This is a genomic window from Cryobacterium sp. TMT2-4, from assembly GCF_004402575.1.
In the GTDB taxonomy this organism is placed as follows: Bacteria; Actinomycetota; Actinomycetes; order Actinomycetales; family Microbacteriaceae; genus Cryobacterium; species Cryobacterium sandaracinum.
In genome coordinates this window covers 61,569-74,480 of record NZ_SOGE01000001.1, presented here as the reverse complement: position 1 = coordinate 74,480, position 12,912 = coordinate 61,569, and the positions used below count along the sequence as shown (strand labels likewise).

Genomic DNA, 12,912 nt, shown 5'->3' with positions numbered 1-12,912 from the left:
TTTCGGCCTGCTCAGGGCTGATTCAGGCAGAATCTCCGTCGAATTCGTTCGGGTCGAAGCTGCCGTAAGGGTGCGGACTCGAAACACCAACACCCGCCCGGGGATAACATCGAAAAGCCATGAGTAACGCCGACCGCCCCTTCCAGATGCGTTCCGTCGCACTTGCCGCGTTCCTACCGACCCTCCTGTTCTCGATCGGCGAGGGCGCGATCATCCCGCTGATCCCGATCGTGGCCAACGACCTGGGTGCCACACTCGCGATCGCAGGGTTCATCGCCGCCATGATCATGGTGGGTGAACTGGCCGGGGACATCCCCAGCGGCTGGGTGGTCTCCCTCATCGGGGAGCGCAACGCCATGATCTGGGCATCCTTGCTCACGATCATCGCCGTCCTGATCTGCATCGTCGCTCCCAATCCGCTCGTGCTGGGCATCGGCATCTTCCTGATCGGCCTGGCCACCGCCGTGTTCGCCCTGGCCCGCCACGCGTTCATGACCAGCTACGTGCCTCTGGCCTACCGGGCCCGGGCGCTGTCGACCCTCGGCGGCATCTTCCGCGCCGGCTGGTTCATCGGCCCGTTCATCGCCGCCGCCCTGCTCAGCCTCACCGACAGCACCGAGTCGGTGTTCTGGGTGTTCGTGGTCTGTTGCCTCGGCGCGGCCGCGATGCTGCTCCTGCTGCCCGATCCCGAGAGCACTTTCGGTGGCCCGCAACTGGTGAAGGCGCCCGACGGATCTGTCGTGCCGGCCGGGCGGGAGCTCGCGGCCGAGGAATCCCAGGGGCTGTTCCGCACCATCTGGGGCCACCGAGCGGTGCTCCTGCGCCTTGGCACGGGCGCGGGCCTGATCGGGGCGATGCGCGCCTCCCGCACGGTGCTGCTCCCGCTCTGGGCGGTCAGCATCGGCATCAGCGTCCCCGACATCGCCCTCATCATCGGCATCGCCGGCGCGGTCGACTTCGCCCTCTTCTACGTCAGTGGCCAGATCATGGACCGTTTCGGCCGCCTGTGGACCGCCATCCCGTCGATGATCGGCCTAGGTGCCGGGCACCTCATTCTCGCGTTCACACACGACTTGCCCGGCAACGTGGAGTGGTTCGTCGCCGTGGCCATGATCCTGTCGCTCGCCAACGGCATCGGCAGTGGCCTCCTGATGACGCTCGGCGCCGACCTGGCCCCGAAGAACACCAGCCCGGCACCGTTCCTGGGCGCATGGCGCTTCACCGCCGACCTGGGCGGGGCCGTCGCCCCCCTGGCCGTGGCCGGCCTGACCGCGGTCGCCACCATCTCGATCGCCAGCGTCGTGATGGGAGTGTTCGGACTGTTCGGCGCCGTGATTCTGGGCCGCTACATCCCCCGCTACGCGCCTCGCCGGCCGCGCATGCGTCCCTGACGCTGCCTCGGCCCCGACGCGCTGAACCCGGGGGAATGGGAGTCCGACCGAGGGCGTTTAATGGTCGTATGCCCCTCATCGGAGAATACGAGCCCGGCACCCAGCAGTGGGTGCGCGACCAGGTCGACCTGTACGAAAGCTCCGGAGGCACGGAAGGCACCACCCTGCGCGGGATGCCCGTCATCGTGCTCACCACCCTCGGGGCCAAGTCGGGCAAGCTGCGCAAGACCCCGCTGATGCGCGTGGAGCACGAGGGTGCCTACGCCGCCATCGCCTCCCTCGGCGGCAGCCCGAAGAACCCCGTCTGGTACGGCAATGTGGTGGCCCACCCTCTCATCGAGCTGCAGGATGGCCCCAGCCGTCAGGACATGCTGGCCCGCGAGGTCACCGGCACCGAACGCGCTGCGTGGTGGGAGCGGGCCGTGGCCGCGTTCCCCGACTACGCCGACTACGAAAAAAAGACCGACCGGGTCATCCCGGTGTTCGTGCTGGAAGCGGTTCCCCCCGCCGCTCCCGCTGCCGGCGCTCCCGCCACTACGACTGCCGCCGCGGCTGCTCCCGTCTCCTGACGGTGGCACGCGCGAATACCCGCGGTCCCCGAATCGACCGAATCGTGTTGGCCGGCCTGACCGACTCCGACGGCAGCGACCTCCGCGCCGGTGACAGCCGGGAGGCCGAGCGCTTCAGCGCATGCGACCTGTCCGGCCGGGACCTGACCGGCATCGGCTTCCAGGAGTGCGAGCTGCGCGGAGTCTCCCTCAGCGACACGCAGTTGCGCGGGGCATCCGTCGCCGACTGCGTGGCCGGCGAGCTGCACGCGGCCGTCTTCTGCGCGCCCCGCTCGAGCTGGCGGGACGTCAGGGTGGAGCACTCCCGGCTCGGGTCGCTCGAGCTCTACGAGGCCACCCTGCGCTCGGTGCACATCGACGAGTCCAAGCTCGACTTCGTGAACCTGCGCGGGGCGACGCTGACCAATGTGCTGCTCTCCAAGTGCATCATCGAGGAGCTCGACCTCGGAAGCGCCACCGTGCAGCGCTTCGAGATGCGCGACTGCCGCGTCGGCACCCTCGATGTGACCCGTGCCACCCTCAAGGACGCCGACCTACGCTCGAGCGATTTCAGTGCCATCCACGGGCTTGAGGGGCTGCGCGGCGCCACCATCGATGACGCCCAGCTCAGCCTGCTTGCGCCCGTTTTCGCCGCACACCTCGGCATCATCGTCACCGAGCCGAGTCAGTCCCCGAGCCGCGGGCGCTGAGCAGATAGCCCGCCCCTAACGAATTCGACGGAGATTTTGCCGAAATCAGCCCCAGACCCGCTGAAAACAGGCCTTTGAGACAATATCTCCGTCGAATTGGTTCAACGCCGGGCAGCCGGCGACGGATGCCCGCACGCGCCCGATCGGAGAATCGCGCCCGGCCGGGGAATCGCGCCCGATCAGGGAATCGCGCCCGCGATGATCTCGAGTTCGGATTTCGACGTTTCGCGCTGGCTGGCGATGGCCGCGCCGGCCGCCACGCACACCACAAGGATGGCGATCTGCTGCTGCACCAGGAAGGTCTCCCCCAGTACCAGCGCGCCGAACAGCGCCGCGATCACGGGGCCGAAGCTGGTGATGATCGCGTAGAGGCGCGGGGTGATGCGGCGCAAGATGAAGGTGTCCAGCGTGTACGGGAACGCCGACGAGAGCACGCCGATGGCGAGCAGCAGCCCGATCACGCCCCAATTGAGGCTCGGCCAGTCGACCGTGAGCAGCGCGAACGGCACCAGCAAAGTCAGGCTGACGACGCTGGCCACGGAAATGCCCTCAAGCCCGGGGAAGGTCACGGCCACCTTGCGGGTCAGCAGAATGTAGGCCGCCCATGACGCCGCCGCGGTCAGGGCGAAGAGGATGCCGAGCAGATTGAGTGCCCCGTCAGACCAGGTGAGCAGGAACACCCCACCGGCCGCCGCGGTGGCGTAGACGAAGTCGAGCAGGCGGCGCGACGAGGCCAGCGCCAGAGCAAACGGACCGAGGAACTCGATCGTGGCCGCGATGCCGAGCCCGAGCAGGTCGACAGCCTCGTAGAAGGTGAGGTTCATCACCGCGAGCACGACACCGAGCGCCAGCGCCGGCCACAGCCGACGCCAGCTGAGGCCGGCCAGTTTTGGCCGGTAAAAGGGCAGCACCGTGGCGGCCATCACCAGCTGCCGCACTGCGACGACGACGGGCGAGCCGACGAGCGGAATGGCCAGACCGGCGAGGGACGACCCGAAGTTGATGCTCACCTCGGTCACGACCTGGGCGCCGGCACCGGTCAGGCGGTCGCGCTCGGCCGTCACGGTTCTCCTCCCCTGCGCCGGGTCAGGCGCGTTTCGCTAACGCTAGCGGAACACCGAGCGCGCCACCGCCGTGACCTCCAGCGGCACCCCGGCCGGCAGCAGCACGGCCAGCACCGGCGGACGCCAATAGGCACTCAGTGAAACCGTGGCGCTTTGCCCGTCGACGGATGCCGCACCGCTCACCCTCAGTCCCTCCATCCGGCCATCCGGGGTGGCTGCGAGAAACTCTTCCACGGCCGTCCGCACTCCAGCAGACGACAGGGAGGGTCGCAACTCCGCGCCCGAGCCGTCGACCGTGACGGCCATCGCGCCCAGGTCGAACGCCTCGGCCCCGGCGAGCGCAGCGCCGTCCGCGAGGGTCAGCAGGCGTTTGCGCTCCAGGTACAGAGAGGTCGCGGCCACGACGACGAGGATCAGCAGCAGGGCGAGGAAGCCGTAGAAGATCGTGAGGATGAGCGTCGATCCCTTCTCGCCTCCGGGCCGGATCGGCAGCCGGCGCCGCCACCGCGCCGCCCGCGATCCCGATGGCGTGCCCGCGAGCGCTGCCGCGCAGGCGACCGCCGAGCCTCCGCCGCCGCCGCTCATCCGGCCCGCCAGAAGCGGGACACCGTCTGCGTGGCCTGGGCCTCCAGGGGAACACTGGCCGAGTCGCGCAGTGAGAGGAGGTCCGGCAGCAGCGGCAAGGCCACCCGGATGCGCACGGTGACCGTGACTGTACTCTGCCGGGTCAGGCATCCGTTCACACCGGCCTCGCAGGCCACGTTTACCTCGGCACCCGCAGGGTCGATGCCGTAGTCCGTGAGCCCGAACTGCACGGCCCGCTCGGCGCGGGCGTTCGCCGCGGCCTCATCGGGCGCCTGGACGTAGACGCGTGCGGCCTGGCGGGCTGCTCCCTCCACGGCGAGGGCGCCGCCCTGCAGCGCCGCCATCGCCAACACCAGGTAGACGAGCGGCGCCAGCAGGATCAGGCCGGCCGTGATGAACTCCAGCGAGGCCGAACCCTGCTCTCCGTTCGCCGACCACACACGCCAACGGCTGACTCGGCCCCCACTACCGCAGGGTCTCGACCGCCGCATGTCCGACCACCTCCAGCCCGCGATCGACGCCGAACAGGGCCAGCAGCGGCAGCGGCGCCACGACGCGCACCTGCACGCTCGGGAACCCGCCATAGTCCCCATAGCTGGCCTCCACATCGGTTGCATACGCGGGCCCGATCGACGTCGTGATCAGCTCGCGGGTGCGTGCCGCACCCTCACCCAGCCCGCTGTCAGCGAGCGCGGCGTACCGGGCTCCCTCGGCGGCGGCGTCAAGCACGGTGTTGCGCACGAGCAGGGTCAGCCCCAGCTGCATGACGCCGAGCGTCAGCGCGGTCAGCAGTGCGCCGACCATCACGAATTCGGCGGCCGCCGACCCCTCCTCACCACCGAGCGATCGGGTTCGGTTCCCCCGCGTGCGCGTCACGGCCGGTCACATTCCGCTGACCCGGTCGATCGCCTGTTGGAACACGCCGCTCAACGCCGGACCGGCCAGACCCCAGATGATCATGACCAGCCCGGCCGTCATCAGGGTGATGAGCACCCATCCCGGAACGTCGCCTCGTTCATCGCCCCCGGCATCGCTCCACCGGTCGCGCACACGTCGCTGCAGTGTCTTCATGATTGACTCACTTTCTCTCGTGGGGACAGTGGTTCTCTCGTGCGGCAGTGGTTCAGTGGTTCAGTGGTTCAGTGGTTCAGTGGTTCAGTGGTTCAGTGGTTCAGTGGTTCAGTGGTTCTGTGGTTCAGAATCCGCTCTGCAGGATGAACAGGCCGGGGAAGATCGCGAACAGGATCGTCATGGGCAGAATCAGGAAAACGAGCGGCACGAGCATGGCCACCTCTTTCTTGCCGGCCACCTCGATCAGTTCGCGTTTGGCCTCGTCGCGGGCATCCTGCGCCTGGGCGCGCAGCACCTCCGCGAGCGGGGTTCCCCGGTCGAGCGCACCCGTGACCTGATCGACCAGCCGGGTCACCGCAGGCAGCGCGATCCGACGTGACAACGCGTGCAGGGCGGTGGCGAGCGGCACCCCGGTGCGCACATCCGCCACCACCCCCGCCAGCTCCCGCGACAATTCGCCCGTGCTCGTGCGCGAGACCCGGGCGAGCGCATCCAGGATGCCCTCCCCCGCCGACAGAGACAGCGTCATGAACTCGAGGACGGTCGGAACCTCGCTCTGCATGCGCGCGAGGCGGGCGGTGGCGGTGCGGCCGAGCATCCAATCGCGGACCAGCGCGCCGCCCGCCGCGGCGACCACCGGCAGAACGACCTGCACCAGCACCGGCATCGACCGAAACGCCGGCAGGGCAACCACCGCACCTGCCCCGACGAAGAGTCCAGCGAGCGCCCACACCACCTGCTCCGATCGATACTCGTCGGTGCCGCGGACCGACCCCGACTGCCGGAGCCGTCGGGCGATCGTCTCCGTGCCGCCGAGAACGGCGCCGAACGCTCGTTTGAGGGCGCCGAACACGGGCGCGAACAGGGTGCCGAGCACCGGCAACGGATGCACCGTCGTGCGCCCCACGAATAGCCGCGCCTCCGCCGACACGTCGAGGATGTACGGCGCCAGCCTCTGCGCGAGGCGCGGCCGACTCAGCCGAGGCACCAAGCTGGCGAGCGACCAGAGCCCCACGCCCAACGCGGTGCCGCAGAACAGCGCCCAGGCCTGCGCGGCGCTCATTTGAACCACCGGCGTTCCTCTGGCAGCCGTCCCAGCGCCACCATCAGGCGGTAGGCAACCACGGAGACGCCGAGGCCGCCGACGATCACGACGACACCGGCGGAGGTGTTGTAGGCAACCGCCGCCTCCGGCCGGGAGGCCAGGAGCAGCAGCACGATCCAGGGCGCGGCCACGCCCAGCCGCGCCGCGTTGACGATCCAGGACTGGCGCGCCTCGACCTCCGAGCGGATGGCGGCATCCTGCCGGAGCCAGGCCGCGAGGCTGCGCAGCACGACCGTGAGGTCGCTGCCGCCTACCTCCCGGGCCATGCGCAGCGTCTCCAGGATGCGGTCGGCCACCGGGTCACCCAGGGAGACCTTGAGCCCGTCGACGGCGGAACCGAAGTTGCCGGTCGCTTGATATTCCCGGGCGAACTCGGCGAAGGCGGGCCGCGTCGACAGCGGGCCAGCCCCTGCCAGGCTGCCGACGCTGTCCGGCAGTGCCAGGCCCGACCGCACCGCTGACACCAGGTGGTCAACGACGTCGGGCCAGACGGCGCGGTTCGCCCGCCGCCGGGCGCGCACCCGCCAGACGACCATCAGCGTCGGCAGCGACAGCCCGGCGAGCGCGGTGACGATCGACAGGGCAGCGATGCCCAGGAGGGCCTGGCTCAGCGCCGACACCGCCAGCCCCAGCACCACCGAGAGGGCGACGAAGGCCGGCAGCGGCAGGCTGCCGAGTCCGGCCTGGGCGAGGTTCGCCCGCAGCCGTCCCGGCGTGCGGGACCGGGCCTTGCCCCTGGTGCGCGGCCAGAGGAACGGCGCGGCGACCAGGAGCAGCCCGGTGCCGAGCAGAGCCCCGAGTGCGAGCGTCATACGGCCCCGGCCCGCAGCACGATGGCCGGGTCGAGTCCGGCCGCGTGGAACTTGGCCAGCTTCGTCGGATACCCCCCGGTCGGCTCAAGGGCGCCCCGCTGGGCCAGGAAGATCGGGCTGGCCTCGATCATCGCCCCTGACAGTTGGCCGCTCGGCGCAAGGATCTCCGTCACCCGGCGCCGTCCGTTCCGGTCGATCTCGCAGTGCACGACGATGTCGATGCAGCCGGCCACGGTCGGCAGCACGAACGAGGAGTCGATGTTGCGGCCCGCCAGAAGCGGCAGCGTGGACAATTTGCCGAGCGCATCCCGGGCACTGTTGGCATGGATCGAACACATGCCCGGCAGCCCTAGATATGCGTAAGACATTCTAGTCAATCACGGTTGCTAACGAGTGCAGCGTCTCGGCCAGCCAGCCACGCTGTTCTGGATAGGCTGACGCATAGCGACCTGTGCACATCGATTTTCGCTGTGGGCATTCCAGAAGGCGACGCCCGTGAGCGCCTGGGACAGCTGGAAACTCTGAGAGGTGCCCTGTGAACGTTGTAAATACCTACTGGCGGGGCGTAATGCAACGGCTCCAAGCCGAGGTTGAACAGATGAATCAGCTTGTTGTTCATCAAGGGGTTAAGGGAACCGAAAACGAGAGTTCACTAGCGCGAATCGTGCAGAACCTCGTCCCAACGCGATACGGGGTTGGATCTGGCTTGTTGATCGATGCAGAGGGCAACTTCTCCAAGCAGATGGACCTGGTGATCTATGAGCAGGGTGACGAACCCGCGTTGCTTGCGCAGACTAACCAGGTGCTGTTCCCCGTCGAGAATGTCCGGTTATGTATCGAAGTGAAGACAGGATTGGGGAAACGCCAGATCGAAGACGCTCGCGAGAAGAAAGCCAGCATTGACGCGCTCAAGTCCTTCAGCGGAAAACTTCCCCCACTGGCGTTGTTCGCTTTTCGTGGGGACATTGAAGCCGACACCATTGCCGACCACTTGAACGAGGCCATGACAGCGCAGGGACCCCGTCCCGACCTGACTGCGGTTATCAGTCTGGCCCTCCTTGTCGGGGACTTGAAACGCACAGGTGGAGCCGAAGATTGGGTTAGGGGCGTTGCGGGCCTTCAGGACCTTGACGCTAACGGAAACCCGACCATCGGCACTATCCAGCTTCCAGGCAACACCGAAGGGGACAAATCCGCCATCAGAAGCGACATCCTCTATCCCGTGGTGAGGGTGAACAAGGTCTGGGCAATCGCCGAACCCTCTAGAGCGATGCTGCTCTTTTCAGAGTGGCTCGTTGCGACTCTGCTCAAGACCACGTCACGGCCGGTAGTCATGTCTGCCTACATAACGGCCGAAGGGCGAGACCTCACAGCGGTCTAGAACTCCAGAAGACTCAGGAGTTCCGCGCATTTGGCGGGACCCTCCATTGCCCAGCCAGCCTCATCGCACAGCTGTTCCATCGTTGGAACGAGCGGATTAGTGCCGCTGTCCGTGGAGAGAATGCAGAAGGGAACCTTTCGGTCCTGCAGTTCAAAAGCGAGGCGACCAACATGGATTATCGCCGGGTCCTTGTTGTCGAGGGCTTCAAACCCTTCAGAGAACCCAAGACACGCGACCAGGGCCATCAGTGGCCGGAGGTAAGCAATATCCGCGGTGTAGGCATCCCGGGTCGCCCCCAACCCTGTTCCCCAGCCAGAAATGAAATCGTTTCTCGCAATGATGTGCAGCTCTTCAATTACCTCCTGGGGGAAACGAAGGCGGCCGCTTTCGAAGCACCTGGTCACGTTATCGAACAGTGGCTTCTGATCAGATTTAGGAACTAAGTCGAGAAGTCCAATGAGTCCCTGCGCGTCGGCGATTACCACGAACATCACCTGGCCTCTGGCCCAGAGAGAGCGAGTTGACGAGCCAGCGTCCACTCCTTCTCAGAAAGCCGCAACAGGTTTGCTGCCTGCAGGGATTTCAGAATCCCTGCAGAGACGCCCGATTCAACAGTACGAATGAAGCTGGTCCCGAATTCGTCAACTCGAATGACCGGTTTGACGCGCTCGTTTCCGGGGATGAATTGCCCCCCACGCTTCTTCACCTCGGCCCTTCGGTTCACCAAGTCGTAGAGACCGATGGAGGCCAGACCCAGCGTCTCCGCTCGAATCGCTGCCGCCCGAAGGCTAACTCTGAAGCGAGTCCTAACGAGCGCCACATCCTCAAGCGAGGAGACTTTGCGGCCGCCGAGCTTACTTCGAACGTGATCGCCGAACTCGATCCTCGGCATCAGGATTGCGGCGGCTACTCGATTGCAGAAGGTCTCAGTGTTGTCAGAGACATCATGCACGTCGCATACAGCCGTGGAGCCACTGGCGAGGTGCACTAGTTCGTGTGCGTAGGAGAACAACCTTGCTCGGTAGGGGTCCCGCGTATTGATCGCAATAAGCGGGGCAGTACCGCTAGCCAAGCTGAAACCCCGTGTGACGCCCTCGTCGAGCGATTGATGCATGACGAGGACACCGTTGGATTCGAGTTGAACTCGAAACTGCTTGGTCACTGAACTATCAGACTGGTCAGCTGAGAGCTGCCAAGCAGTGGACCAGTTAAGCCATCTCCGCAGCCGCTCGGCGACTTCCTCAACGTTTTCCGATTTCTTCGCAATCGGGATCGCAATGGGCGTTTCTTTAGTCTGGTCCCGCACCCATGCGGTGGTTTTCTGTATCCGACCGGCAAGCCGCATGGCCTCGAGAGTTTCTGGGCCTGGCACCACGTCAGTCCCAGCAAACTTCCGAAACTCCGCGACCACGGAGGTAACGGTTGGAGGATTCGGCAGGAAGAAAAAGGACGGCGGTCGGTTCAGCGCCTTGGCAAGCTTCCGCAGTTGACCCTGATTGGGCTTAGCGCCGTTTATCCAAGACAGTGTGGACCCAGGAGCGAACTGGAGGTCGTAGTCAAGTTGGAGATGGGAGTATTTGGCTGTTGCCAGCGCCCATTCAAGGACTGCCCCTGTAATTGGCTGCTCGATGGCCATTGATTCTCCCCCCTGATCAGATATTTCGAACTTATCCCATCACTCAGGCATCAGCGTTCACGGCTGTAGCGTTTTGAAATTCTTGTTAAGCCCGGCGACTCCGTCATGAGCCGAATTTGGAGGAAATCTGGTTGGTTGTTGTGTGGATGTCGCAGCCATTGTCGACGTATATCTCGTGAAGATCGAATCGCAACCCGCGAGCGTGCAGGCCGGCTTCCTCATCGAGGGCTGCCACGGGATCGAAGCCCCTGTAGAGGATCCAGGCTGATGTGAGGGAGCCGCTCATGCGCACAGCTGCAGATTCGAATTCTTCGATCAGGCGGTGCTCGAGTACCGGGAACCGCGAGAGGTCCGTCGGTACCCAGTCGTCGACCCCAAGGGTGAGTGGGTTCAGACTACGCACATGCCATGGCTTCGCGTCGTTCACTCGTGCGGCAAGGAACAAGGCAAGGACAGTGAAGACGAGGGCTCGCGCACTCTTTGGACATAGCGGCTCAGGTTCGGGGGTTAGCCCCATGACGCCTTCAATCCGCTTCACGAGTTCAAGCGGGTCGGACAGGGCCATAGCTTCCAGCCATGACAACGCGCTGAATTCACCTGCGGTGATGGTCTGCACGCCGTTACTCATACTCAGAACAATCTTCAGACGCTTGCGAGCCCGCCTATCCAAGTCCGGATGATCTGTAACGTCCAACACCAATGATTCACCGTCAATCAAGTCCACCTGCTGCGTCAAGCGAATTTCTGGATTGCGAGAGACGAGCTGAGACGCCACCCACCAGGCCTGTGCCTGCGCGTGACGGTGCGAGGGCTTCTGAGCGGGCTGGACCTTCACAGGACTTCCCCGAGCCCAACCTGACCGTTCAGAGCGTGGGAGACACGCGAACTGCTCAGGTATCGATAAACGGTCGCCGTTCCAACGCCCAGCATGGTGGCAATCTCCGCCACCGTGTGGTTTCCAGAATCGTAAAGCGTTCGTGCGGTCGCCTGCTTCTTCTGGTCCATCACACGAGGCCTGCCGCCAACCCTGCCCTGTGCGCGAGCTGCTGCCAGTCCCGCCTTGGTGCGTTCGACGATCACGTCGCGCTCCAACTGGTTGAAGGCCGCGAGGACAGTCAACATTGCTTCGCCCATTGGCCCAGTCGTGTCCAGGCCCTCTGTAAGGGACCTGAAGCCAATGTCACGGCTTTTCAGCCCGTCTAGGACCTCCAGGACATTCTTGGTACTCCTGCCGAGCCTGTCGAGTTTCCACACGACCAGCACATCGCCCTCTCGAACGTAGGCAAGCGCCTCGTCCAGCGCTGGCCGGCTGGCGAGAGTTCCACTGACACCCTGATCACTGAAGACTTTCTTGATTCCTGCGTCCTGCATTGCCTTGATCTGCAGCGCGGTGCTCTGGTCCGCGGTGCTCACCCTTACGTAGCCGACATCTGCCATCAGGCTCCCCCTTGAATTATCAATACTCGTCTATCATTACACGTTTTGTGAAACGAATAAAGAGATGAGTTTTGATAGTGCAAACAGGCGGGTTGGAGTGCTTCCTGTCAGGTGGACTCGCGTCGCACTAAAACCACCGTTTCGGAGAGACGTACCCGAGGCGTGCTTCTTGAGAGTCGTCGTTTCAGCAAAGCGCCAGCAGAGCTGTAACTTCGCCTCCGCGTTCAACATTGGTTGCTTCAGCAGTTTGCCGGACGAGCAAGCTGGCCCGCCGGCGATTAGGCGTACGTACGTACGAGCCAGCCGACAATCGCGCTGACCGCATAGATGCGGTGGTGCGCATCCTCTTCGTCGCTGAGTCCGGGGTGTGAACCTCCAAGGTGGCTCAGCTTCCAGAGCCCGCGGACGTACTCGTTCGGCCCGAAGGGCAGATCACCGTTCGCTTCCAGAGCATCGATAGCTCGACCGCCGCCGGGTGCATCAGTCCCGGTGCGACGGGTTGCCAGTTCGAGCAGCACGGACTCAAAGGTGGTACGTAGCTGGCTGTTGGATGCTGCCCAGTCTCTCGTGTGGAAGGCGTTGAGCGCCTGGTTGTAATGGCCGGCCGCAGTCGCGAAGGCTTTGGTGCTGAGCTGGTCGGCTAGATCCGAACCGAGCGACGCGACGGGGAGCCCGGTGTAGCCCAGTGGTGTGATCGCCCATCGAATCTCCGGCGTTGAGCTGGTCGACCAGGTTGACGTAGACGCCACGACGGTTCTAGTGGCGGTGCACGCGAACCCATCGGCACGGAGCGATGCCAGCAACTCGCGCGCCCACTCGGGTGCGCGGGTGTCGTCTTCCTGGCCACGCAGAGCCGAATTGGCAAGATCGACCAGATCGTCTTCCTTGCCGCTCTTCAGTGCCGCACTGAGAGCTCTATCCGCTCGCTTGGCCTTGCTCATTGTCGAGAATGGGCGATCGTCCGGGCCAGGGTCAGCATCACCCAGGTTGTGCCGCTTCAACTCGCCGCCCAGCGTCGCCTGTGAAGTATTTGCGGCGAGGTAGTCGATGAGCAGACCGACCGTCTTCTGTGAGATGTGCATGTAGGTCAAGTTACTCAGCGGTGCGTGCACGCCCACACCCCGTAAGCGATAGTTACCGGGCAGCATTCAAAGCGGCTCAAATGGCCTGCT

The 12,912-nt window shown here is 65.0% G+C and carries 17 protein-coding genes; 4 read left to right on the top strand and 13 right to left on the bottom strand.

The features are described from left to right. The first annotated feature begins 119 nt into the window (after nt 1-119). The 3 genes from E3O54_RS00375 to E3O54_RS00365 all read left to right on the top strand — a co-directional run bounded on the left by E3O54_RS00375 (nt 120) and on the right by E3O54_RS00365 (nt 2,649). On the top strand, nt 120-1,391 hold the full coding sequence (locus E3O54_RS00375) for an MFS transporter (protein ID WP_134371725.1): 1,272 nt from the start codon (nt 120-122) through the stop codon (nt 1,389-1,391). Between the two features lie 68 nt (nt 1,392-1,459). Continuing rightward, the gene (locus E3O54_RS00370) at nt 1,460-1,960 is read left to right on the top strand and encodes a nitroreductase family deazaflavin-dependent oxidoreductase (RefSeq protein ID WP_134342960.1); all 501 of its coding nucleotides are present in this window, start codon (nt 1,460-1,462) and stop codon (nt 1,958-1,960) included. A gap of 2 nt (nt 1,961-1,962) precedes the next feature. Next, the gene (locus E3O54_RS00365; protein ID WP_241976696.1) at nt 1,963-2,649 is read left to right on the top strand and encodes a pentapeptide repeat-containing protein; all 687 of its coding nucleotides are present in this window, start codon (nt 1,963-1,965) and stop codon (nt 2,647-2,649) included. A 179-nt stretch (nt 2,650-2,828) separates the two neighbouring features. On the opposite strand, the gene E3O54_RS00360 is transcribed toward E3O54_RS00365, so the two are convergent. The 8 genes from E3O54_RS00360 to E3O54_RS00325 all read right to left on the bottom strand — a co-directional run bounded on the left by E3O54_RS00360 (nt 2,829) and on the right by E3O54_RS00325 (nt 7,654). Continuing rightward, complete coding sequence (locus E3O54_RS00360) at nt 2,829-3,713, bottom strand: DMT family transporter (RefSeq protein ID WP_104100204.1); 885 nt, start codon at nt 3,711-3,713, stop codon at nt 2,829-2,831. Nucleotides 3,714-3,755: 42 nt separating this feature from the next. Then, the gene (locus E3O54_RS00355; protein ID WP_134342959.1) at nt 3,756-4,298 is read right to left on the bottom strand and encodes a pilus assembly protein TadG-related protein; all 543 of its coding nucleotides are present in this window, start codon (nt 4,296-4,298) and stop codon (nt 3,756-3,758) included. Then, nucleotides 4,295-4,738, bottom strand: coding sequence for a hypothetical protein (locus tag E3O54_RS00350; RefSeq protein ID WP_104171587.1), 444 nt, complete (start codon nt 4,736-4,738; stop codon nt 4,295-4,297). Before E3O54_RS00350 ends, E3O54_RS00355 begins: the two co-directional genes overlap by 4 nt. A 25-nt stretch (nt 4,739-4,763) precedes the next feature. Continuing rightward, nucleotides 4,764-5,174 (bottom strand): TadE family protein, encoded by a 411-nt coding sequence (locus tag E3O54_RS00345; RefSeq protein WP_233191293.1) that lies wholly within the window; start codon nt 5,172-5,174, stop codon nt 4,764-4,766. Nucleotides 5,175-5,180: 6 nt separating this feature from the next. After that, entirely contained in the window at nt 5,181-5,369 is a 189-nt protein-coding gene (locus E3O54_RS00340) for a hypothetical protein (RefSeq protein ID WP_104100207.1), read from the bottom strand. Nucleotides 5,370-5,493: 124 nt separating this feature from the next. Then, nucleotides 5,494-6,432 (bottom strand): type II secretion system F family protein, encoded by a 939-nt coding sequence (locus E3O54_RS00335; RefSeq protein WP_134342965.1) that lies wholly within the window; start codon nt 6,430-6,432, stop codon nt 5,494-5,496. Further along, nucleotides 6,429-7,286: a type II secretion system F family protein gene (locus tag E3O54_RS00330; protein WP_104100209.1), complete on the bottom strand. Its 858-nt coding sequence runs from the start codon at nt 7,284-7,286 to the stop codon at nt 6,429-6,431. Before E3O54_RS00330 ends, E3O54_RS00335 begins: the two co-directional genes overlap by 4 nt. Next, nucleotides 7,283-7,654 carry a hypothetical protein gene (locus tag E3O54_RS00325; RefSeq protein ID WP_166805177.1) on the bottom strand — a complete coding sequence of 124 codons (372 nt, stop codon included), beginning with the start codon at nt 7,652-7,654 and terminating at the stop codon, nt 7,283-7,285. The genes E3O54_RS00330 and E3O54_RS00325 overlap by 4 nt, the downstream gene beginning before the upstream one ends. Before the next feature lie 230 nt (nt 7,655-7,884). On the opposite strand from E3O54_RS00325, the gene E3O54_RS00320 reads away from it, so the two are divergent. Then, nucleotides 7,885-8,667 carry a DUF6602 domain-containing protein gene (locus E3O54_RS00320; protein ID WP_134400701.1) on the top strand — a complete coding sequence of 261 codons (783 nt, stop codon included), beginning with the start codon at nt 7,885-7,887 and terminating at the stop codon, nt 8,665-8,667. Here E3O54_RS00320 and E3O54_RS00315 read toward each other — a convergent pair. From E3O54_RS00315 to E3O54_RS00295, 5 genes are all read right to left on the bottom strand, one after another. Next, nucleotides 8,664-9,152 (bottom strand): hypothetical protein, encoded by a 489-nt coding sequence (locus tag E3O54_RS00315; protein WP_134400700.1) that lies wholly within the window; start codon nt 9,150-9,152, stop codon nt 8,664-8,666. The two genes, E3O54_RS00320 and E3O54_RS00315, sit on opposite strands and share 4 nt — an antisense overlap. A 5-nt stretch (nt 9,153-9,157) precedes the next feature. Further along, nucleotides 9,158-10,303, bottom strand: coding sequence for an ImmA/IrrE family metallo-endopeptidase (locus tag E3O54_RS00310; RefSeq protein WP_134400699.1), 1,146 nt, complete (start codon nt 10,301-10,303; stop codon nt 9,158-9,160). A 103-nt stretch (nt 10,304-10,406) separates the two neighbouring features. Further along, a complete protein-coding gene (locus E3O54_RS00305) occupies nt 10,407-11,138 on the bottom strand; it encodes a hypothetical protein (protein WP_166805176.1) in 732 nt (243 codons plus the stop codon). Then, a complete protein-coding gene (locus E3O54_RS00300) occupies nt 11,135-11,740 on the bottom strand; it encodes a recombinase family protein (protein WP_134400697.1) in 606 nt (201 codons plus the stop codon). Before E3O54_RS00300 ends, E3O54_RS00305 begins: the two co-directional genes overlap by 4 nt. 278 nt (nt 11,741-12,018) lie before the next feature. After that, entirely contained in the window at nt 12,019-12,852 is an 834-nt protein-coding gene (locus tag E3O54_RS00295; RefSeq protein ID WP_166805175.1) for a hypothetical protein, read from the bottom strand. Nucleotides 12,853-12,912: the final 60 nt, after the last annotated feature.